Genomic DNA, 25,280 nt, shown 5'->3' with positions numbered 1-25,280 from the left:
AAGTTGAACTCGACCTCTACGAAAATAGACATTGTGCGACCTAAGATCCTGACTTTTGCCAGGATGACGCTTCTATATTAAAGGTTCTTCAGCTTCTCTACCCATGATTGTCTGTCCAGTCATGATGGTCAACTGCTGGATCATCGTGTAGGTGAAGCTCATCATGATGTTTGTGATCATCGTCTGTAGAGCTTCCATCCGCCCCGCTAGCATCAGCCACCACTAACCCATGATCATCCAGCACTGGCGCATTGTCAGAATTCAAAATCAAATCTAAGTCCTGTGGTAATGAGTGAGCACCCGATTGATGCTGAGGCTCATTAATACCTAGTTGATTTAGATATGCCTGTGCACCTGTATGAGCATCTTGGTTAGATGCTAAAGCTTCAAGGGTTATGGTCTCCACTGGTGTATCTTGCATTGGCTCGTCGGCAGCGGATACTGGAGGTGGTGGCGGTGCTGGCATTGGTTGATGCAGGGCTACAGTCATAGTCGCAGGATCTGAATCAACATGCCCGTCATTTGCAGTAAAACTGAAAGAAGCAGTCTGATTATTATGAACCCCGGTAGCATTCTCGAACACTAGATGAGCTAGATCAGTGCGAGAGATATCTTGGCCTTGGGTTACGTCATGACCATTCAACTTCAAAGTACCTAACGTAGCATCGGGCAATGAGGCAATAGTGATGTGGTTTAGAGCATCATTGTCTGCGTCTTGATAACCAAAATCACTTTCACTGAATTGATGCTGATTGATTCCATTTTCAGCTACGGGTGAAACCAAGGTCACCGTCGGCTTATCGTTATCACCGCTTATCTGAATGTGGATATCAAACTTGGTACCATCTTCAGTGGTCACAGCAATTACTTCATCTACATGCTGATTCGCTTTCAAGCCCATAATTGAGGTATGGCCGGGATTATATCGATATGACCATGAACCATGCTCATCGATATCAAGAGTGCCGTATTTACCCACCAATCCATTTTGAGCCACAAATTTATCTTCACCCGCATCCGGGTCGTGGATGGTCAACATACCCGCTGTGGTTACGCCAGTTTGAGATACACTAGCATGCTCACTCAAGTGAGAAGGCGTCTGGGTTACTACTGCTGCATCATTGACTGCCGTTACATGAAGCGTTGCAGTTTGAACTCCAGACTCGGCATGACCATCGCTAACCTTATAGTCAAAGTGAGCGTCACCATTGAAGTTACTCGCAGGGTGGAAAACAAGATGATTAATGTCTGTCGCTGCAATACTTTGTCCATTACTAACGGCTTGACCATTAAGTAGTAACTGACCATGGCTTGCATCTGGTACAGAAGTAATCGTGACTTCTGAGAGTTTGTCAGAACTATCCATATCCTGGAAACCGAAGTAGCTCTTTCTGAAGCTTAAATCGGTATCCTCATCTGTGCGCTTAACAAGCGCATGGCTAATCGTTGGCGCATCATTGGTACCTGTGATGGTAATGGATATGTCTTGAGTATCTCCTCCCGCAGATTTTACACGATATGTAACGACTGCGGTTTCACCCTCTCCTAATGCTTGGATATTTGCATTCGGTACCGAATAGGTCCAGTCACCCGCCTTACCAATACTTAAACTGCCGCCATATGGGTCATGCACAGCCCGAACGTTATGATTCTCAACAAAATGACCTTCCCCTACATCTGGGTCAGCAACGTTGAGCACACCGGTTGTAAAGACTGTCTTGGTTGCATTACCTTGAACCTTCACATCCTCCTGTACGTCACCTGAAGTATCACCACTGAACACGCCAGTATCATTTACAGGATCTACAGTAAAGGTCGCTGTTGCGGTAGCTTTAGCGCCATGGCTATCGACAACTTCATAGGTAACCGTTACATCACCGCTAAAGTTGCTCGCCGGATGGAATACTAGGCTGCCACTTTTATCTAAAGATACTGTGCCCGCTGATGCCGCAACACTTGGATTCTCAATATGCAGAACATCGGTAGTATCTACATCACTAGCGTTGGCCAACAAATCTGCCTTAGCAATGGTTAAGTCTTGATCTTCTGTCCCATGGCCACTAAGTGTTAGTGCGCCCGATACTGTTGGCCTATCATTCGTACCATGAATAGTGATTTGGAGCTCTTGAGTCGTACCATCAACAGTATGAATAGTGACTTTATCGATAAAGGTTTCACCCTCTCCCAAGGATTGAACTTTGGCGTTGTTATTATCGAGCTGATAAGTCCAATCTCCGTCCGGCGTGACATTTACATGTCCGCCCAATGCAGTATCGTATCCAATACCAGCGTAGTTTTGAGCCGGATATACAGGGTCGAACTTACTCTCGCTCACATCTGGATCTACTACATTCATGTGACCACTAAAGAGTAGCCATTGCATGCCGTTAATCTGATCTTCTGTCACATCTCCAGCAACCGTACCAGTAATTACAGCTGCATTATTGGTGCCAACAATATCCACGCTCACCTTATGCGTCGTACCATCTACAGACTCAACAGTGAAAGTCTCAGTGACAGTCTGACCATCAGGAATGGCCTTAATCGCATCCGGCGAATCTACATGGTATTGCCAATGACCATCAGCAGTGATTGATAGGTGACCGTATGCTGTCTGCTGCAAACCTGTGCCTGCTTGGGTGTTGTCAGGAGCTATGTTCTGGCTCGCAGTAAAGCTATCTTGGTCATGATCAGGATCGCTCACCTGCAACTGCTCAGACTGGGTGGTTGTCGTTGCAGATATACTTGGTCCGTCAGTTACCGTCGTATGGCTCGTACCAGAAATAGTCGCAGCATCATTGGTACCTGTAAGATGGATAACAAGTTTTTGAGGTGCACTGTCACCATGGTTGTCGCGAGCGATAATTGGGATTTCTATATCCTTGGTTTCACCCGCTTGCAGGTTGTTATAAATATTAGGATCAAATGTGTAAGTACCATCATCCTTCAAATGGAACCCTGGTACTACTGCCCCCTGTTGATGATAAGTTGTTAGTTGACCTTGCTGATTATCATCATCCTTATCAGTAGATGTAAATCTCCCATGCACCACACCATCATCTTCGTTTTTGCTGATTTCAGCAATTTTATCCAGCACTGGAACGTCGTTGGTACCGGTTACGGTGATCACTAAGTTCTTAGTCTGACTTGAACCAGCATGATTATCCGTTACTGTAACTGGAATGGTTAAGGTTTCTGTATCCCCCTGAGACAGATGGTCAAAACTTGGATCAGTAAGATCTAAGGTATAAGCGCCTGTAGCAGTGTCTAGATGGAATCCCGAATGTGTATATTGAGTGTTATAACTCAACACATCCGCTGGGTTATCTGCTGTGCGAGTGCCTTCGGTATCGACATCAGTTGCATGAACCTGACCCGATAACTGTGAGCCACCCTCTTTACCCGCTGCGGAATGAATTGTGCTAAGCACTGGATTATCGTTAGTGCCGTGAACCTCTACTTTAAGATCATAGTGAGTTCCATCTTTTGAGGTGACTTGGAAGGTTTCAGTCAACTTTCCACCCTCACTCAACTGCTGCACCCCAGGGCGGTCACCACGAGTCATCACATACCTATAGTGTCCTTGATCATTCAACTCCAAGTAACCATATTGACCATTAATGTGACTGTTGGCATGGAACAACTCTTGGTTAGGGCCATCCACATCGTGGATAGTCAAGTCACCTTCAGTCGTTGCAATACCATCTTCAACGACATGATGAACGACAGGGTTGTCAATTATCGCTGGGTCATTGGTCGCCTTGACTTCAAGTGTAGCGGTCGCTTGCGCAGTAGCACCCGCTTTATCAGCCACTGTATATTGAATGTGTACCACACCATTGAAGTTCGGATCATTTGGTACAAAGCGCCATCCGTTGCCATGTGCTTCAATATGCCCGTTAGCGCGGTCTGTCGGCGTCAATTCGGGATCACCAACCAGATGCAATACATCTTGGTCTGTTGCAATATCTGGGTCGGTTACATGGGCTAAGAAATCCTGCTCTGTAAATACCGCACTTGGTTTTGGAGCATTGGTAGTGGATTCATCAACCCCAGGCAGAGTGAATCCGTGCGCCACAGGTACATCGTTTACCGCTGTTACTGTTAAGGTTGCATGCACAGTCTGTGGTTGCGACATACCATCTGTGATCTCATAGGTTACATGCACCACACCATGTTGGTTCAGTTTTGAGGTGAACACAAAGTTACCATGACCATCATCACGCGCAGTGATAATACCACCTTGAGAATCCGTCACAGTTACGTGTTGTACACGCATTGCGTCGCCATCAGGGTCGTGAGCACCTGCACGAGTGACTAGCTGCTGTTTAGTTAAAGTAATGGTACCAAAATCTTCTGTTTGGTCCGCTACTTGGATATTAGGGTGATCGATAATTGGCGGGCGGTTATGGCCACGCACGCTAAGTTCAATGATTTCAGTATCAGTACCACCATGCCCATCGGATACGACGACAGGTACTCTAAAGGTCTGCGTCTGTCCTGGTGGGATTGAACCATAAACTGCACTATCTGGTGTAAAAGTATAGGTACCATCAGGATTAACCACTAAACCTTTTAGATGATGATTAGCATCTAAAAATTGCGAAGCGACCCCAGATTTAACCTCGCCAGCACTAAAGGTCAAGGTATCACCGTGGTCCACATCAGTGGCAGTCATGGTACCTTCGATATGCGTAGTATCTACCTCCGCAATTGACCCAGAATTAGCACCTGTGCCAGTAGTTGAAGTTGTTACCCCAGGATTATTAGCAACGTTTTGCACGTTACCAGTGATCACCGGATCATCATTGCTACCGTTAATTACTACAGTGACTGTGGTTTGCCCGTAATCACTGTTAATCACAAACTCTTCTTTCAGCGTTTCACCCACAGCAAGTTGGTTCACAGGATCATTGTCCCTAGTGTGAGGTAGTAGGTGATAGGTCCAAGTGCCATCTGGTGAAACAGTCAAATAACCATACGGCTTGGACCCATCGGAGTGTGGCTCAGGGTCCTTATGGTTAGCACCATAAACATCAAAATTATCACCAAGATCTTGATTTTGCGGATTGAAGCGATGGAAGTTCACATGACCAGTGCTCGTAGTGCCATCTTCATCAATCGCTCCAGGCGTGTGCGCGTCATAGTCATCATGCCATGGTGGTTGCACCGGCGGCTTCGTGTTTGGCTGCTGGTTGTTCTGAGTGTTAGTAGACGTCGATGTGCTAGGTAACGTTGGCGTACCTTGATTAATTGGGGTCGGAGCATGACGTGTAACATCAAAAGTGGTGTGTAACTGTACCGATTGATGGCCATCACTTACCGTATAGTCTATCTCTACAGTGCCCTCGAAACCGTTTGCTGGGGTAAAATCATAACCGCCGTGACCATCTTGTACTAACTTACCTACATTTGGATCGTGCAATCTAACGTCTGAAAGTTGTTGTTGGCCATTAATGCCTGCTGTTAAACGGCCGATTGTGAGTTTGTCGCCATCATCTATGTCTATAGCACGCTTCAAGAAGTCATCATCAACGAAGTGTTGTGATGGCACTGGCACCTTGTGTCCTTGCTGATCGTCCAGATAAAGGTTGGGTAATGGCATACCGGTTGCTAGAGGCGCATCGTTGCTGCCGATAACCTCCAGTTGAATAGTTTGCTTACTGGTGCCACCATTACCATCAGTGACCTCAACTTCCACCGTCATATCTTGTTTAGCACCTGCAGATAAATGCTGATACGCTGCATTGGTTGGGTCAAGTGAATAGCTACCATCAGAGTTTAGGGTAAATCCTGGAATAGGATTCTGTCCTTTAACTAGGCTGTAGCTCAGCGTGTCTGATGTATCTGGATCGTGAACGTGTACATGTCCAGTAACTGTCTTACCGTCTTCTACGGCTACTAATTTATCAGCCCCGAGGATAATCGGTGCTTCGTTTTGTCCTTCAATAGTAACTGTCACGGTATGCGGAGTACCATCTGCACCATGTACGATGAATGTATCAGGCATAGTCTCACCTTGACCGAGTGCAAGTACATCTGGGTCTTTCGGATTTAAGTGGTATACCCAGTGACCTTGGCTATCGATTGTTGCATAGCCATGACCTGCAGGAATAGTACTTACAACCTGGAAATGATCTTCGTTTAAATCTGGATCAACAATGTTTAAGTAGCCTTCAGCTTTAAGCCCATCAGTACTGCCGGTTGTCGCTATTTTATCTTGAAGCTGATTACCGTCATCAGTGATAATTGCAGGATCTTGAATGGGGTTAACACGCTGCGTAGCGGTTGTATGACTAGTACCTCCGGCACCATCTGAAACAGTAAATCCAAATACAAGATTGTGGCCTGCTTTATGACTATTCCAATCTTTTGCAGGGGTAAAAGTCCATCCTTGCTGGGCATTACCGGTTAGAGTGCCAGCATTTGGATCATTTAGGGTCAGTTGACCTTGAATATGTAAGTCTGAATCTGGATTATCGATGTCGTGACTGTTTTTCAACAGGTCTGCTTCAGTAAAGTGAATGACTCCACTGTCTTCATTTACCCTCCGTAAGGTTACATGACCAGCTACCGGTGCGTCATTCACTGGATTTACATAAATCAAACCCTGTTTGTGCACCTTACCACCGTGGTTATCATCAATATCGAAGGTGATAGGCACATCCCCACGACCACCGTCTGAATTCCAGTTCTTATTTGGTATAAACTCAAATCGACCCATACCATGATCCACTAACCTGCCATAAGTCGAGTCCACATGAGGATTGGAGATATCCAACCTATCATTTTCTACATCAGTTACTGTCACCAACGGTTTACCCCAAGGATCGTTAGCAGCTGCACCTAATGTAAAGCGCAGATGCTTGTCTTCATCAACCTGCATAGGATGAACTTGAGTGGCAGTAGGTTCATCGTTCTGCCCACGAACATTGAACATTAACTGCTGGGTGTCTATCGCACCATGGTTATCATGAACTGTCACTTTTACAAGAAGGTGCCCTAGCTGACCTTTTTGCAGGCTCTGATAAATAGGCTGAGTTGCATCAAATGTGAAATGCCCTTGATTATCAATGCTAAATCCAGACTCAGAAAGTGAAAGTTGATGCTTCACATGATTTTGGTCTTCATATTCAACGACGGCTGTAAATGAATGAGTGTCACCATGAGGATGTTGAGTATCGTATGCATTATCAACATCTTTGAATGTAACCACGCCTTGTACTTGTGAATCTTCATCTGTTGTAACAGAACCAACTCTACCGTGTATATCTTGGCTATGGTGCAATGACCCTGTTGAATCTTCGGTCAACAACTCTCTAATCGAGGGCCTATCGTTTGTTCCTTCTATTGTCAGATGAAGAGTTTTATGATCTCTGCCACCATGTGAGTCTTCAACTGTTACCACGATATCTTGGGTAAACACCTCTCCGACTGAGAGTTTGTCTAGTTCGTCATCATTGGTTCGTACTGTAATCACGCCAGTATGTGGGTCTATTGACACCCACGAAGGATGCTGACCCAAAGCATAGGTTAGAGAGCTATCAGTGTCGTCAACATCCGTAGCTCCAGGCATAACAATCGTATGATCACCCGAGCCTTCTGCGAACTTCTCATCCTGATAGCTACTTAATACTGGGTTATCATTGTCACCATGAACTGAAACTGTGACTACTTTTTCGACTGGATTATTTGAAGAGTCAGTCACTAAGACTGTGAACGTTTCAACCCTATCTTTTTGGGTATGTTGCAGGGCTTGTGTTGCTGCTCTTTGGTTATCCAGTTGATATTGCCAGTGCCCGGATTGATCTATGGTGAAAGTACCATAGGTTCCTTCTTTTACAGTGGTTCCTGAAGACGCCCCCTCTACGGACCATTTCAGCGTTCCGTCGTTGTTATCTGGATCTGCAGCATCTAGGGTACCTGCTATCGTTGGGGTACCAACTTTAGCATTTGCTTCTCCACCAGCTTCAGTAACTTTGCCCGAATCAGAACCAGTAATTACTGGCATATCATTACTACCGGTCACAGTAATAGTTACGGTATGAGGAACTGGTGTTTTGGAAGAATCAGTATCCGTCACCACGAAGGTTTCAGTTTTCACTTCACCTTCATGTAGCGAATTTGCTTTCTGGTTATCTAGCGTGTAAGTCCATCGACCATTGCGTGGGTTAATATGTAGGGAACCATACGCTCCATGTCCATTGGTCACTGCCCAGTGAGCGGTATCACCTGTATCTATATCGTGTGGGACTAATCTACCTCTTGCGGTTTGCTTTCCAGCATCAACAGTAACGGCGTGCTGTGCATCCGCGGAACTTCCTGCTTCTTTAACAGCGCCCGTATCATGTTTATGGTCAATAGTCGGCAAATCATTGGTGCCATCAATCGTCACTGTCACCGTATGCTCAGTACCATCAGCACTAGTTACGGTGAAGGTATCAGTTAAATGGTCACTAGCTTTTAACTCTTGAATCGCTTGTTGGCTATTATCCGCCGTGTAAGTCCAAACACCGTGTTCATTAAGCACCAATTGACCGTAAGTGCCTGTTTGAGTACTTGCGGTGAAGTGTTCTTCGCCTGTATCAACATCCGATACAGTTAGCGTACCTGTAGTGCTGAGTTTACCGCCAACATCATTATCTTCTTTTACTGAACCTGTATCGGTACCCGCAATATGTGCTTGGTCGTTGCTACCATGTACATTGACTGCAACTGTTTGCTCGACTGTCAAGCCGGTACTATCGGTTACCCTTACAGTGAAAGTTTCTTGCTCTGTATCACCCTGATTTAGAGCTTCAGTTGCAGGTAAGTGATTACCGAGAACATAGGTCCAGTGACCATTTTGGTTAATCTCCAGATGGCCGTAGGTACCTTGCACTTCACCAGCATTAGTTTGTGTTTGAGTTTGTCCTGCAACCACAGACCAAGTCGCGGCATCTGGTGTGTCTAACACATCCACATCTGTGCTGTGGAATTGTCCGGTAGCTTGAGCAGTGCCTGGAATAGCTTGCCCAGTATTTGTTGTACCCACTTCGATTACTGAACCAGTTTCAGCAGCCTCGGTAATCACTGGTGCATCTTTAGTACCGGTGATAGTAACTGTAATATCTTGCTCTGTACCATCAGCCGCTTTTACAGTGAATGTATCGATATGAGTTGCACCCTGTTGTAGTGTTTGCACATTACCTTGGTTATCGACTTCGTAACTCCAATGACCATTTTTATCTATGGTGAGGTGACCCCATGGGTTGTTCTTAGGAGTAACCACCGTTTGGAAATATGCCTCGTCCACAGGGGTCTTATCTACATCAGTGATAGTAAGATCACCCTGAGTAACTAGCTTGCCTGCCTGTGGATTTATATCTTCGGTAACGGCACCTGTATTAGCTCCTCCAATAACAGCACCATCGTTATGACCATTGATGATCACTTTTAGCTGGGCTTGAACTGGATTACCGGCTAGGTCAGTTACATGGTAAGTAAGTACTTCATCAAGATGAGCACCCTGCTGCAGAGCTTGAACCGCTGCGTTACCGTTATCTAACTTATAGGTATACGTGCCATCTGGATTAACTGTAAAGGTGCCGTATTGCCCCTGAACAGTAACCGTGCCACCACCTGTTGGATGAGAGCCGCCAGAACCCGTTGCTACCGACTCAAGAGTGCTATGTGACTCATCATTGGAAAGCAAATCACCATTGGTTGTTAAACGAGTATCCTCAGTAACTGAATCCATATCATCTGTCGCATGTGCAAGCGTATCCACGCGCACATCCAGAACGGCAGTGACACCTGAGCTCGTAGATGGTGCGGTTGCAGTCGCTACTAGATGATGGTTTTGTCCCTCAGGATTTCGTTGATTGTCTTCTAGTTGACTCGTTGGAACACTGTAATGACCGTGAGCATCTGAATAGGTGGTTGCGACTACTTTGCTGCCGTCTCTAATTTCGACCTTGGAGAATGGGATACCAGTATCCCCCTGAATAGTCGGGGTTTGCTCATTGGTTACCTTATCGCTGTCACTATGACCAGAGTCACTGGCTGTTGCCAAGTCCATTGTCACTGAGTTGGCTGGTGGCGTATTAGTGATCTGAGGTGCTGTATCTGTAACCGTCGGGACTTTAGGCACAGTTACATGAATTTGTGGTGCGCCGCCGTTAGTACCTGGCGTTAAGGTTGCATGGGTTTCAAATTCGATATACTTGGTATCAGTGCCACCGTGGCCATCATCAACCTGTACCTCAAAGTATTCATGCCCTGTGTATTCGCCAGTGCTCTTATCGAGCGTCATGCCTGCAACACTCGCTTTTGGGGTATAGGTGTACTGACCCGATGCTGGGTCTAGAGCCAGATCACCAAACTGCCCATTGGCTGAACCAACAATGCTATAGGTGTGGCTATCTTTAAGGTCTACGTCTGTTTCGGACAGTTGACCAATACTTGTCGTTGGTTGAACTGCCCCTGGGGTTACCGTCAATACAGGTGCATCGTTCGTACCTGTAATACCAACTGTAATTTGCTGAGTAACCGGGTTTCCTTGAGCGTCAGTCCCGGTTACGGTGAATTGCTCTGGGGTTGCCTTCTCACCCTGTTGTAGGTAGTCAGCCTTGCCATGGTCAAGGTTATAGGTCCAAGTACCAGTAGTCTCATCGAAGGTTAGCTCACCCAAATTGCCCACTTGCGGTTGACTCGCATCCCAAGTAACTGACTCACCGTTAGGAACAGTTAAAGTCAAACTGGTACTAGGTTGAGTATCTTCAACTACGCTGCCATGTTGGCCATTGATAACCTGAGTTGATGTCAAATCTACAACAACATCACTAGTTGCTGTGTTGCTAGGATTGCCAGCCTTATCTATGACACTGGCACTAACTGGGTAATGCTGACCGTCTGCAAGCGCGCCTACATCTGATGGAGGAATATCAAGAGTAAAGGTATTTTGTCCCCCACTGCCTGCAGTAACCGTTACTGTGTAATCATGACCTGCATTCGCTGGCCCCATATGCACGGTAACAACCTGCCCAACCTCAGCATCAGTCACACCACTGATAGTCAGTGCTTGTTTATGCTCAGCCGCATTTACCACATTGTCTGTGCTAATTGGGTCGATGCTAATCGCAGGCGCAGTTGTGTCCACTTCTACCGGCAATGGTGTTGAGTCAACTGCACTTGGAGCATCAGGAGCTGTGGCATGTGCCACATAATTGTGGATGCCTTCGCTTTGTGTCGGCAACGTGACGCTGTAAGCTCCCTTATCATCAGCATAGGTAGAAGCAATTACCTTACCATTCTCTAAGATCTCGATTTTTGAGAATGGAACTGTAGCTGTACCGGCAATGGTCGGAGTTACATCATTAGTCAGATCATCAGTATCGGTACCCGTACCAAGATTACTAGGTTGAGCACTATCACTACCATCAGTTAGGTCTATATCAACCGCGTTTGTAGGCGGTGTGAGCTGAGCAACAGGCGGACGAGTATCAGTGACCTGAGGTACTGTCGGAACCTGCACTGTTAGTACAGGTGTACCACCTGGCGTAGGTTGAGTTAGAGTACCTACTGGGTTAAAGGTAATATATTTCTGGTCCGTGCCGCCATGGTCATCAGTTACTTGCACTTCAAAAACATCTTGGCCTTGGTACTTGCCGTTAATCAAAGCCATTCCTGCAACACTCTGATGTGGCGTATAGACATACTGGCCAGTCGTTGGGTCTAGGGTTAAATCACCAAATGTGCCATGAATGCTTTGCACATTCGTACCCGCATCAACAATCTGATAGGTATGAGTATCTGGCGTATCCACATCCGTTTCAGTTAGGTGGCCCTTAGTATTATCGGTTTGAACTACCGCTAATACTGGGTTGTCATTGGTACCCTCGATTATTGCTGTCACTGTCCCAAAGGTTTTATTACCAGCGGTATCTAGCACCTCGAAAGTCACAGGGTCTGGGTGCTTACTACCTGCGGCGAACGCCTGCACTTGGCCGTCACTATTGTGCAAGGTGTATGTGAAACTGCCGTCAGGCTTAAACTCATAGTCACCATATTTCCCATGCACTGTTGTTGAAGTAACATGCGCATCGCCTTGCACGCTGACCTGCCCGCTAGTAACGGTTAGTAGGTCTTCTTGCAACGGAGTATCTAAGTCGTGAGTCGTTACACCGGTATCAACTCTCAAGGTTAACGTCGGCGAACCTACTTGGCTATTTGAGTTAGGCGCCTGTGCAACTGCAGTTAAATAGTGTTCGATACCACCATCAGTACCCGACAGCAAAGACGAATCTACGCTGTAATGCCCATCTTTGTCTGATGTAATTTTTGCGACTTCGGTACCATGGTCGTAAATAACAACCACAGAGAAAGGAAGCGCAGTTGTACCCGTCAACGTTGGGGTTTGATCAGAAGTTCGAAGATCTCCTTGGACGCCAGTATCACTAACTGGATCCAGCGTTAAGGTAACTGTATTTGCTGGCGGCGCCTGAAATGGGTTCAGTTGTGGTGCAGTATCCGTCACCTGTTGCAGTGGTGTCGAAGTACCTGTACCTATTGGATTGGTCGGTGGCACTACCTTCATAGTGATAACACCTGGACCACCCGGTTGAGTCGGCTGACCCACCGTGCCTGCAACTTCAAAAGTCACATATTTATCATCCGTACCGCCATGATTATCCGACACCTGAACATGGAAATACTCGTGCCCACGGTACTCGTGTGTTTTCGGGTCATAACCCATACCTTGTACGCCCGCATGAGGCGTATACACGTACTGACCACTGTCTTTGTCCAATACCAAGTCACCGAACTGACCGTGTATCGTCTGAACTGGGTTCGTGCCATCCAATATCTCAAAGGTGTGTGTATCTCCGGTATCCACATCGGTTTCCGTTAAGCCACCTTGACTCACCGATTGCACCGCCACCGACAACACTGGATTATCGTTGGTACCAGCAATGGTCACTGTGAGCTTGGCTTGCGCCGTATTGCCTGCCGCATCGGTCACGCTGTAGCTGATTGGGTCTTGATGCTGAGTGCCCGCGGCAAACGCCTGCACTTCCGGTTTGGTGTTGTCGAGCGTATAGGTATACGTACCATCCGCTTTCAGATGGTAGGTACCGTACTTACCGGCAATGTCACCCGTGGTGGTGACCTCGGCAGTACCTCCGGCATCAGTAGCGAGATTTAACTGACCACTGACCACTCCACTCTGGTCTTCCGTCGCCGTATTCGTACCATCGGTTGCCGTCACGCCTGTATCGATGGTCACGTCCAAATTTGATGAGCTCGTCTTATGCGCACTGCCTTGGCTTGGCGCTAACGCCTCTGCCATTAGGTCATGGACTTCACCCTGCTCTGAGCCAATCATGGTTGGCAAGGTAGCCGTATAGTCACCATTGCCATCCGAGGTTACCGTCGCCACTGGCTTACCGTGGTCATAGATGGTCACTACCGAGTAAGGTAAAACCGTAGTACCAGTGACCGTTGGGGTCGTATCTGAAGTCAAATCATCTGTGTGGCTCTTACCAGTGTCACTGCCATCAGTAAGGTCTATGGTCACCGTATTCGCGGGCGGTGCCTGAAATGGTTTCAGTTGTGGCGCAGTATCCGTCACCTGTTGCAGTGGTGTCGAAGTACCAGTACCTGTTGGATTGGTCGGTGGCACTACTTTCATAGTGATAACACCTGGACCACCCGGTTGAGTCGGCTGACCCACCGTGCCTGCAACTTCAAAAGTCAGATATTTATCATCCGTACCGCCATGATTATCCGACACCTGAACATGGAAATACTCGTGCCCACGGTACTCGTGTGTTTTCGGGTCATAACCCATACCTTGTACGCCCGCATGAGGCGTATACACGTACTGACCACTGTCTTTGTCCAATACCAAGTCACCGAACTGACCGTGTATCGTCTGAACTGGGTTAGTACCATCCAATATCTCAAAGGTGTGTGTATCTCCGGTATCCACATCGGTTTCCGTTAAGCCACCTTGACTCACCGATTGCACCGCCACCGACAACACTGGGTTATCGTTGGTACCAGCAATGGTCACTGTGAGCTTGGCTTGCGCCGTATTGCCTGCCGCATCAGTCACGCTGTAGTTGATTGGATCTTGATGCTGAGTGCCCGCTGCAAACGCCTGTACTTCCGGTTTGGTGTTCTCGAGCGTATAGGTATACGTGCCATTCGCATTTAAATGGTAGGTACCGTACTTACCGGCAATGTCACCCGTAGTGGTGACCTCGGCAGTACCTCCGGCATCTGTAGCGAGATTTAACTGACCACTGACCACTCCACTCTGGTCTTCCGTCGCCGTATTCGTACCATCGGTTGCCGTCACGCCAGTATCGATGGTCACGTCCAAATTTGATGAGCTCGTCTTATACGCACTGCCTTGGCTTGGCGCTAACGCCTCTGCCATTAGGTCATGGACTTCACCCTGCTCTGAGCCAGTCATGGTTGGCAAGGTAGCCGTATAGTCACCATTGCCATCAGAGGTTACCGTCGCCACTGGCTTACCGTGGTCATAGATGGTCACTACCGAGTAAGGTAAAACCGTAGTACCGGTCACCGTTGGGGTCGTATCTGAAGTCAAATCATCCGTGTGGCTCTTACCAGTGTCACTGCCATCAGTAAGGTCAATGGTCACCGTATTCGCTGGCGGTGCCTGAAATGGTTTCAGTTGTGGCGCAGTATCCGTCACCTGTTGCAGTGGTGTCGAAGTACCTGTACCTATTGGATTGGTCGGTGGCACTACCTTCATAGTGATAACACCTGGACCACCCGGTTGAGTCGGCTGACCCACCGTGCCTGCAACTTCAAAAGTCACATATTTATCATCCGTACCGCCATGATTATCCGACACCTGAACATGGAAATACTCGTGCCCACGGTACTCGTGTGTTTTCGGGTCATAACCCATACCTTGTACGCCCGCATGAGGCGTATACACGTACTGACCACTGTCTTTGTCCAATACCAAGTCACCGAACTGACCGTGTATCGTCTGAACTGGGTTCGTGCCATCCAATATCTCAAAGGTGTGTGTATCTCCGGTATCCACATCGGTTTCCGTTAAGCCACCTTGACTCACCGATTGCACCGCCACCGACAACACTGGATTATCGTTGGTACCAGCAATGGTCACTGTGAGCTTGGCTTGCGCCGTATTGCCTGCCGCATCGGTCACGCTGTAGCTGATTGGGTCTTGATGCTGAGTGCCCGCGGCAAACGCCTGCACTTCCGGTTTGGTGTTGTCGAGCGTATAGGTATACGTACCATCCGCTTTCAGATGGTAGGTACCGTACTTACCGGCAATGTCACCCGTGGTGGTGACCTCGGCAGTACCTCCGGCATCAGTAGCGAGATTTAACTGACCACTGACCACTCCACTCTGGTCTTCCGTCGCCGTATTCGTACCATCGGTTGCCGTCACGCCTGTATCGATGGTCACGTCCAAATTTGATGAGCTCGTCTTATGCGCACTGCCTTGGCTTGGCGCTAACGCCTCTGCCATTAGGTCATGGACTTCACCCTGCTCTGAGCCAATCATGGTTGGCAAGGTAGCCGTATAGTCACCATTGCCATCCGAGGTTACCGTCGCCACTGGCTTACCGTGGTCATAGATGGTCACTACCGAGTAAGGTAAAACCGTAGTACCAGTGACCGTTGGGGTCGTATCTGAAGTCAAATCATCTGTGTGGCTCTTACCAGTGTCACTGCCATCAGTAAGGTCTATGGTCACCGTATTCGCGGGCGGTGCCTGAAATGGTTTCAGTTGTGGCGCAGTATCCGTCACCTGTTGCAGTGGTGTCGAAGTACCAGTACCTGTTGGATTGGTCGGTGGCACTACTTTCATAGTGATAACACCTGGACCACCCGGTTGAGTCGGCTGACCCACCGTGCCTGCAACTTCAAAAGTCAGATATTTATCATCCGTACCGCCATGATTATCCGACACCTGAACATGGAAATACTCGTGCCCACGGTACTCGTGTGTTTTCGGGTCATAACCCATACCTTGTACGCCCGCATGAGGCGTATACACGTACTGACCACTGTCTTTGTCCAATACCAAGTCACCGAACTGACCGTGTATCGTCTGAACTGGGTTAGTACCATCCAATATCTCAAAGGTGTGTGTATCTCCGGTATCCACATCGGTTTCCGTTAAGCCACCTTGACTCACCGATTGCACCGCCACCGACAACACTGGGTTATCGTTGGTACCAGCAATGGTCACTGTGAGCTTGGCTTGCGCCGTATTGCCTGCCGCATCGGTCACGCTGTAGCTGATTGGGTCTTGATGCTGAGTGCCCGCGGCAAACGCCTGCACTTCCGGTTTGGTGTTGTCGAGCGTATAGGTATACGTACCATCCGCTTTCAGATGGTAGGTACCGTACTTACCGGCAATGTCACCCGTGGTGGTGACCTCGGCAGTACCTCCGGCATCAGTAGCGAGATTTAACTGACCACTGACCACTCCACTCTGGTCTTCCGTCGCCGTATTCGCACCATCGGTTGCCGTCACGCCAGTATCGATGGTCACGTCCAAATTTGAAGAACTCACAGAATTAGCGGTAGTACCCGAAGGGGCTACTGCACTTGCCACCAAGTGATGAACCAAACCGCCCTCAGTTCCTGAAAGTGACGAAGTATCAACATGATAATCACCATTTTGATCTGACGTAACCTTAGCTACCTCTCTACCACTATCGTAAATCGTCACCACAGAAAACGGGATAGATGTATGTCCGGATATCTCCGGAGTAGTGTCTTTGGTCAAGTCATCGGTATTGCTAGAACCAGTGTCACTAGAGCTGGATAAGTCAATAGTTACACTATTCTGCGGTGGATGTGCCGGTTTTAAGGGTGGTACACCAATGGAGATTTGCGGAACACTAGGTGTCACTACCTTAGGAGTAATAACCGCCGGGCCACCAGGATGCAAAGGTGCGCTAGCCGTTGCTTCTACCTCAAATGTCAGGTAGTTATCGTCTGTTCCGCCATGATTATCTGAAACTTGGACGTGAAAATACTCTTGTCCACTGTATTTGTGCGTAGCAGGATCGTAGTTCATCCCAGCGACAGATACATGAGGCACATAGGTGTAAATACCTGTTTTCTCATCAACATAAAGGTCACCGAACTGTCCTTTAGCAAATGGAACCTGAGAATTGTGGTCTATGATGGTGAAAGTATGCGTATCTCCATCGTCCACATCTGTTTGACTCAGACGCCCAGATGCTGAGTCGGTTTGACTAACGGCTAAAACTGGGTTGTCATTCGTACCAGTGACTGTAATAACAAGGTCTTTGGTCTGACTACCACCATGAGGGTCCGACACAGTGACAGGAATAGAAATGGTTTGTTTCTGCCCTTCCGCTAGGTGCTGATATGCTTGATGGGAAGGATCAAATGAATATGTACCATCAGAGTTTAAAGTAAAGCCAGGCACATTTGCGGAAGTTTGGAATGTTAAACTATCCAAAGTATCAACGTCAGAGGCATAGACTTGGGAATGTACAATCGTGCCATCTTCTGTCGCTTTTTGCGCCAAAATCACATCGATAGTTGGTAGATCATTTGTCCCTTCAACAACAACTGTAACTTCTTGATGAGTAGATGCTCCATGCTCATCAGTTACAGTAACTAGCATCGTTTCAGTGTGATGCTCGCCTTCAGAAAGAGCCTGATTGCCATTATTGTCGAGCGTGTAACTCCATTGACCCGAGGTTGAATCAAGGGTGAATTGACCATACTGACCTTGAGTTTGGCCGGCGATGTAAGTCAGTGAAGCACCATGATCCACGTCACTCGCAGTAACCTGACCTTTTACGAATAAGACACCGTCTTCTTTGGTTGACTCATGTTGCGCTTGGCTAGTGATAGTCGGGATGTCATTGGTCCCCTCTACCGTGACAGTAATATCCTGATGAACAGATACGCCAGCCGCACTAGTTACGGTTACATGCAAGATCTCGGTGTGAGTCTCTCCTTGCGCAAGATTTTGGTGATGACTGTTGTCAAGAGAGTAGGACCATTCACCGGTATCTTTATTTAGGGTGAACTCTCCGTATTGACCGTGCAGATTATCAGGGCTAAATGTGAGTGGCGCTCCCTTCTGGGCACTATGTATATCCACTGTTCCTGACACTGCTAGTGTGGTGTCTTCGACTACCGTTCCTGATTCAGGGGCGCCAACAACGGGAGGCGTCAGATATGAATAGTCTTTGTGGTCACCCGTATGTGAGGCGATAACTGGGACTGGAGTAACGCCAGAATGCCCAAAGTTACTGGTTGATGTTCCTGTTACAGATGTGACTGGTTTTCCATAATGATGCTCATGAGTGAAGTGATGATTGCCTTTATTTTCGGTATGGTGAGGCGGTTCATAATCTCCACCAGCGATATAAGGTGTTGGCTCAGGATGAACAGTGTGATTGCCTTCAACATCAGTTGGCGTATAGGCTTCGTGCTGTGGGTTTCCTGCATATTCTGTATGAGATATTTCAGACTCTAAACCTTCCTCTGCGGAGGTAGAACCTACATGATATGAGGGTAAAACAAATGCTACGGTTGAAGGGCGTGGTACATAAACGCGAGGAATGACGAAGCGACGTGCTTTACGCGCCTTTTTCAGTTCTCTGCTTTTCCTTGATACTTCAGTAGCTTGCTTGTTTTTGTCTTCATTCGTCATCGAATACACCGCCCACAATAATCCGTAAACAAAAGTATGGTCCATTACTAAGAATTTGATGAATAATTCAGAAAAAAATTGCTTTTATCTTTAATCATCTCCTTTCCGTGACTTTGATAGGCAACTATCTGATTAATTAGATGAAATTCCTATGTTCAACCTATTAATACTCATCAGAGGCAGGAGGATAAAAGCATTAAGCTATACGCGAAGGTACTCTGGACATACTGCTGACCGACTACTGTATAAAAAAAGGGACTGCTAAACAGTCCCCTTTTTTACAAACTAATTTTTACATATATGAAAACAAGCGCTAACTAACTGATTAAATATCAATCTATACCTTATCAGCCTTACCCGCAGGGCCTGCTAACTTTGCCAATAGCTTGTCTATTACTAAAGGCTTTTGCTCTTTGTCTTCTGCAGTCTCTTTTCGACGAACTGCATCTCGAACCGCCATGGCCCCTAACCAACGCGCAGGCTCTGGCGGAAAGTATCCTCTCGGACCACCTGTTAATGAGCAACTGGCATACTCATTGTCTTCACCAAGCACCATTGAAGATAAGATCTTGCCACCAATGCGAGTCTGAGCTACCCCGTTGCCAGAATAGCCTAATCCATAAAACACATTGTCTTGCTGCTTAATATTGCCAAAGAAGGGGAAACCCGTAGTGGAGCGATCAGAGCCGCCGGTCCAGTTGGCAGTAATCTGCTCTCCCCCAATATTAGGGAAAAGCGTATCAAAAGAATGCTTTAGCAAGCCCAAGTACTTTGACTCTTGATTAAACATTGGCTCTACTTGGTTGTTAAAGGAAAACTGGTTTCCTCCCTTTCCTAGCATCAAGCGCCCATCAACAGTATCGCGATAGTAGTGAACAAAGATGCGGGAATCGACTACAGTAGCGCCATCGGCTAGCATCGCCTGCTTAAGCTTGTCTGGATTTGGTTTAGTGATCACCATATCCGAAGAAACCACCACAATGCTATTTTTAAACGCTTTGAACTGCTCGACCATCCAGGCATTGAGGGCTAATACCACCTTCTTTGCAGTAACGATTCCTTGCTTAGTCACAACCTTTGCAGGCTGACCATAATCAAGTTTGGTCATCTCAGTATTTTCATAGATTTCAACACCAAGCTGCAGTGCGACTTTTCGTAGTCCTCTAGCCAATAAAGCGGGCTGGACACTTCCTGCTGCTTCTGAGAAATAACCCTCGATGTGCTTGTTGGAACCCGTATTCTCTTTTAGCTCTTGCTCAGTGACTTGGCGCCAACTGTTTATTCCAAGGGCTTCAAGCTTATCTACCGTTGGGCTCATTGAGCCACATTGGGCCGAGTTGGTAGCAGTATAGTAAGTGCCATGGCGACGAAGACCTGCATCAATATCGTGCTCTTTACAAAAGGCTTCAATCTCGTAAATGACCTGCTCGGACTCTTGCACTAGAAACTTCGCTTGTTGCTCACCAAACAGCTTTACCATAGATGGATATTTTGTCGCCCACGTCAGCATGCAACCGCCATTCACACCAGATGCTCCCGAACCACAGAAACGCTTTTCTAAAACAACCACCTTAGTTTCCGGTGACTTTTTTTTGAGCATGATGGCTGTCCAAAGCCCCGTATAGCCACCGCCAACAATACAGACATCAGCTTCGATATCTTGTTGTAGAGGACTAGGCTCTTCCCAATTTTCCTTTTGTTTGGCTTCTGCAATCCAATGACAAGGATGCGTTTTTTCACTCATGACACACCTGCTTTTGAGTTATTTTTGTACAATACGCCGAATTTTAGGCGTGAGAATTTAACCCAGAGTTTTTGTCTGGGTTGTGTATAAAAGTTGAATTATAAAATCGTGGTAACCTGTACCATAACGTCATCCTGATGAAAATCAGGACCTTAGTGCGTACTGAGTTAGATTAAGTATTGGCTAAGATCGGTTCTCTCTAAGATCCTGGATAACTGCTCTGCAGTTTCCAGGATGACGATGGAGGTTATGGTGTGCGAACTGAGCCACCACGTCCACCGAACCCTCGTCACTTGAATCAAACCTCACCTGAACTACCGAGTCCACATAATTCAAATCAAACGTCATCGAAACCACCGCGTCTGCATCATTCGAACAAAATCTCACTCGAGCTACCACGTCATCCTGATGAAAATCAGGATCTTGGTGCGCACTGAGTTAGGTTCGGCAAAGGCTAGGTTTAGTGCTCTCTAAGATCCTGGATAACTGCTCTGCAGTTTCCAGGATGACGATGGAGGTGATGGCGTGCGAAATGTGTCGTCGTATCCATCGAACCCTCGCCACTCAAATCAAACTTCACCTGAACAACCGAGCCCCCATAATTCGAATCAAACGTCATCGAAACCACTGCGTCTACATCTAGCTAACCAAACCTCACCCGAACCACCGCGTCATCCTGACGAACGTCAGGACCTTGGTGCACACCTAGTTAGATTAGGTAATAGCTAAGTTCGTTACTCTCTAAGATCCTGGATAGTTGCTTTGCAACTTCCAGGATGACGATGGAGGTGATGGCGTGCGAAATGTGTCGTTGTATCCATCGAACCCTCGCCACTCAAATCAAACCTCACCTGAACAACCGAGCCCCCATAATTCGAATCAAACGTCATCGAAACCATCACGTCTGCATCATTCGAACAAAACCTCACCCGAACCACTGCGTCATCCTGACGAAAGTCAGGACCTTAGTGAGCACAGAATTAGATAGGCAATGTCTAAGTTCAGCACTCTCTAAGGTCCTGGATAGCTGCTTTGCAGCTTCCTGGATGACGATGTAATCATGGCAAGCAACTGCGTCCCTTCACAACAAACTCACCGCTCCAACTTGGCAAAGGATTCGATACAAATTGCATCGTGGCGCCAGTATTCGATATCACAGTCAACTAGGTTACCATGTTGGTCGTAGTTGAGGCGCTCGACCATCATGGCTGGGCTGCCTGATGTGGCGCGAAGCGCGGTTGCTGTTTGCCCTAGTAATGAGGTGGTGCTAACGCGATAGCGGGTCTCTAAGTACTCAATACCGAAGTGCTCTTTGTATAGTTCAGTGAGTGATTGAGACAAATCGTGATCAAGCAGATTTGGCACCATTTCAGGGCGAATATAGTTAATCACATACACCACAGGTCTATCTTCAAGGTAACGAACACGCTCAACCTGAATAACATCTGAAAATGGTGGCAAATCAAGCAACTCAGAAGCCTGCTTGGTTGCCATCACGTTCTTAGACAGCGCTAGTTCCGTTCTTGGTATGCGGTTTTGCTGCAACGCCATATTGTTAAAGTTAAGGGTTCGCGTCGGGTCGTAGCGCAGTGGCGCAGGTGAGATAAACCAGCCACGGCGATCTTCTCGGTAGATCTTTCCTTCAGCTTCAAGCAATGACAGCGCTTCTCGTAAAGTGACTCGCGTGGTATCAAACGATTCAGCTAATTTGCGCTCAGAAGGCAGTTTTTGTCTTGGGCTCAGTAAGCCTGACTCAATTTGCTCAACGATAACGTCTTTAATTTTTACGTACTGCACGGAGTTTCCTTTTCGTTTGTTACAAGCTCATCGCTTACGCCAGGCTTGAGTTTTCTTTCCTAATACTTTGTCTAACACAACGTGTACCAGTTTAGCGGTTGCTGCCGAAATCATGATCATCACAGCCATTGCTGCGGCTGCGCCTGTTTGCCCAGTATCATCCATATTCAACACTGAAATAGAAGCAGGAATGGTATTAGTGGAATACAAGAATACTACTGCCGAGGTCGTGGTTAAAGCATTGATAAATAAGTATGTAGCAATATCTAGAATAGCGGGTAAACAAACTGGTAGCGTCACCTTAAAGAATAACTTGTACTGCGGCAGTTTCACCGATGCCGCTGTAGATTCGATTTCAGCGGGTATCTGTTTCAGTGAAGTCACAGCCGTCATATGTCCTACCGTGTAGTAATGCACTACAGTGTTCACCACCAAGAATGCCATCGTTCCATACATGACATTTAAGGGGTTATTCGCATCGTTGAAATAGAAGATGTAGCCCAAACCAAGTACCATTCCCGGTACAGCCATAGGTACCACACTTAGCATCTGCATTGCTTGGCGAAGAGGAGCAAATGCTCGTCCTTTCTCAATGCAGTACGCACCGATGAAGATAACAACCGTGCCGATTAACGCTGTCCAACCAGCTAGAGTCAGTGAGTTAAAGTAAGGGCTCCACCCATAAGTGCTTAGTTCACTAAAGTTATAGTTGTTTAGCGTCAGCGCCTTGTTCCAAGGCCAGAAGGTGACCAAAGAGCCATATACCGCCATCCCTAAAACACCCAGCACTGCGATACAAATTACGATGCAATATACAAGACAGGCATTGTCACGAAGCTTGTTTGGTTTTGGCTCGTAAGCAACTGATCGGGTATCAAATAGACTCTTTTGCTTCTTTTGCACCCAGCGATCCACAGCAAACGCAAGTAGAGCTGGTAACAGCAGTAAGATACTGGTCACCGCACCCATCGCGAAGTTCTGCTGCCCTACCACCTGCTTGAAGATGTCAGTAGCTAAAACGTTGTAGCTACCGCCAATAACCTTAGGCACACCAAAGTCACACACCACTAGGGTAAACACCACAATTAACGTACTAATGAGACCATACTTTGCAGCAGGAAGCGTCACCATGAAAAACGTCTTAAGTGGTGAGGTCTTCAGTGCTCTAGCGGCCTCATACAGCCTTGCGTCAGAAGTACGAAGAGAGGTCGTCAGAATCATCAATGCATGAGGGAATGTCCAGAACACCAATCCCATTGTGATACCAATCAAGCCATACACAGACTGACCGCCAAGCCAATCCTTGAGTACGCCTTGATTACCAAACAAAAAGATCAAGCTGATAGCTGGTAGAAGTGATGGAGCCAATATAGGAGCCATACCCAACACCTGAAATAGCGTCTTAAATGGCATGCATGAGCGTGTAAGAGCAAAGGCGTAACCAAACGCAAGCACGCCCACAATTACCATAACCAAAAAGCCAATGGTCAATGTGTTAGTCAGTGAATACCATAAACTCGGTGATGAGAAGTAAGTGATAAAGTTCTCAAGGCCTACAAACTCGCCACTAGAGTTCTGCACACTTTTCGTTAACATCGCCCACAATGGCATCAAGATGAAGACCAACATGAAGAGCGACAGAATACCCAAAATACCGAGAAGCATTAAGTTGTCACGGCTTAACTTCTTAGTCCAAAACGTCCAAATATTGGCACTTGGCACCTTGTTTGGTACAGGATTATGGTCCATTGCGCTTGTACTCATGACTAGGCAGCCTCTTCCACGATTTGTTTAGCGAGTGGGTAGGCATGCATATGCTTAGTGACAAACTCGAGATAACGGATTTCATGAACCTTCAAGTCCAGCTTTCTTGCTTCTCTTACTGGCACATCTACACCAATCAATGGTAACTCTGGATGGCCGTAGATGCGGCAATCTACGCGCATATAGGCACCTTGGAATTCAAGCATTTCAATCATCACTGTGAGTGAGTTTTGATTGGATTCAGTAAAGAACAGACTCTCTGGTCTCAAGGCTAGCTCAAACTTATCACCCAGTGCTTCAGAGACCACCGTGTTTTGCATGAACTTGGCACACTCAACGTCAATTAAATGGTCATGCACGACCACTTGTGTGTCACTGACCTTTTTCGCTTCAAGGAAGTTCATGCTACCTACGAATTCAGCAACAAAGCGAGTAGCTGGCTTTTCATAGATTTCTTGTGGCGTTCCAACTTGTTCAATCACACCATGGTTCATCACTACGATGCGGTCAGCCATAGATAGCGCTTCTTCCTGATCGTGCGTAACCATAATGGTAGTGATGCCCAGTTTGCGCTGCAGAAGGCAAATTTCTTCACGAAGGTGAGTACGCACTTTCGCGTCCAGTGCCGATAGTGGTTCATCTAGCAGTAATAACCCTGGAGAAAGCGCAAGTGCGCGAGCTAAAGCAATACGCTGCTGCTGACCACCCGATAGCTGACTAGGGTATTTATTACCTGACGTAGGCAAGCCAATGGTGTCTAGCCATTGATTCACTGTTTCCTCAGCCTCTACTTTGCTTGAACCTTGGTTGCGCAAACCAATAGCAATATTTTCTGAAACCGTCAGATTTGGGAAAAGCGCGTAAGACTGGAACACAATGCCAAAGTCGCGTTTTTCTGGTGGTAAAAAGGTAATGTCTTTATCTGCTTGCTCAATCTGCCCATACGTTGGCAAGTCTAAGCCTGCGATTGCACGCAGTAAGGTCGTTTTTCCGCAACCAGAAGGGCCAAGAAAGCAAACAAACTCCCCCTTGTTAATGCTCAATGAAATGTCTTTAAGTGCAGTGAATTGACCGAATTGCTTCACTACATTGTTAATCTGTAAATAGGTTTGATTGGTATCCATAACACCCTCCAAATGGTATATACCAACCATAGTTTTATTGCGTGACAGGCAGATTACACTTAGGTAGACAAATTATGACAATTCGCAGTTTTTCCAATTAGCGGGCAATACTGCAACTCCAATAAAAGAAGGAGCACATGCCAGCCTT

At 47.0% G+C, this 25,280-nt stretch carries 5 protein-coding genes; all 5 read right to left on the bottom strand.

What is annotated here, in order from left to right; genetic code table 11:
• Positions 1 to 97: 97 nt before the first annotated feature.
• The 5 genes from OCU46_RS17910 to OCU46_RS17890 all read right to left on the bottom strand — a co-directional run bounded on the left by OCU46_RS17910 (position 98) and on the right by OCU46_RS17890 (position 25,132).
• Positions 98 to 18,703, bottom strand: coding sequence for a VCBS domain-containing protein (locus OCU46_RS17910; protein ID WP_337972459.1), 18,606 nt, complete (start codon positions 18,701 to 18,703; stop codon positions 98 to 100).
• Between the two features lie 337 nt (positions 18,704 to 19,040).
• Positions 19,041 to 20,447: an FAD-dependent oxidoreductase gene (locus OCU46_RS17905; RefSeq protein ID WP_141271484.1), complete on the bottom strand. Its 1,407-nt coding sequence runs from the start codon at positions 20,445 to 20,447 to the stop codon at positions 19,041 to 19,043.
• A gap of 1,092 nt (positions 20,448 to 21,539) precedes the next feature.
• Positions 21,540 to 22,244, bottom strand: coding sequence for a phosphonate utilization transcriptional regulator PhnR (phnR, locus tag OCU46_RS17900; RefSeq protein ID WP_141271485.1), 705 nt, complete (start codon positions 22,242 to 22,244; stop codon positions 21,540 to 21,542).
• Positions 22,245 to 22,271: 27 nt separating this feature from the next.
• Positions 22,272 to 23,993 carry a putative 2-aminoethylphosphonate ABC transporter permease subunit gene (locus OCU46_RS17895; RefSeq protein ID WP_307722293.1) on the bottom strand — a complete coding sequence of 574 codons (1,722 nt, stop codon included), beginning with the start codon at positions 23,991 to 23,993 and terminating at the stop codon, positions 22,272 to 22,274.
• Positions 23,994 to 24,010: 17 nt separating this feature from the next.
• A complete protein-coding gene (locus tag OCU46_RS17890) occupies positions 24,011 to 25,132 on the bottom strand; it encodes a putative 2-aminoethylphosphonate ABC transporter ATP-binding protein (protein WP_141271487.1) in 1,122 nt (373 codons plus the stop codon).
• Positions 25,133 to 25,280: the final 148 nt, after the last annotated feature.

It is taken from the genome of Vibrio comitans (assembly GCA_024346835.1).
GTDB lineage: Bacteria > Pseudomonadota > Gammaproteobacteria > Enterobacterales > Vibrionaceae > Vibrio > Vibrio comitans.
Note: the sequence above shows the minus strand (reverse complement) of the source record. Positions and strands in the feature narration are given on the sequence as shown.

Bases quoted from the DNA above. Each gene is read 5' to 3' on its own strand.
- OCU46_RS17905 (WP_141271484.1), bottom strand. From the start codon at position 20,447: ATGAGTGAAAAAACGCATCCTTGTCATTGGATTGCAGAAGCCAAACAA.
- OCU46_RS17895 (WP_307722293.1), bottom strand. From the start codon at position 23,993: ATGGACCATAATCCTGTACCAAACAAGGTGCCAAGTGCCAATATTTGG.
- OCU46_RS17910 (WP_337972459.1), bottom strand. From the start codon at position 18,703: ATGACGAATGAAGACAAAAACAAGCAAGCTACTGAAGTATCAAGGAAA.
- OCU46_RS17890 (WP_141271487.1), bottom strand. From the start codon at position 25,132: ATGGATACCAATCAAACCTATTTACAGATTAACAATGTAGTGAAGCAA.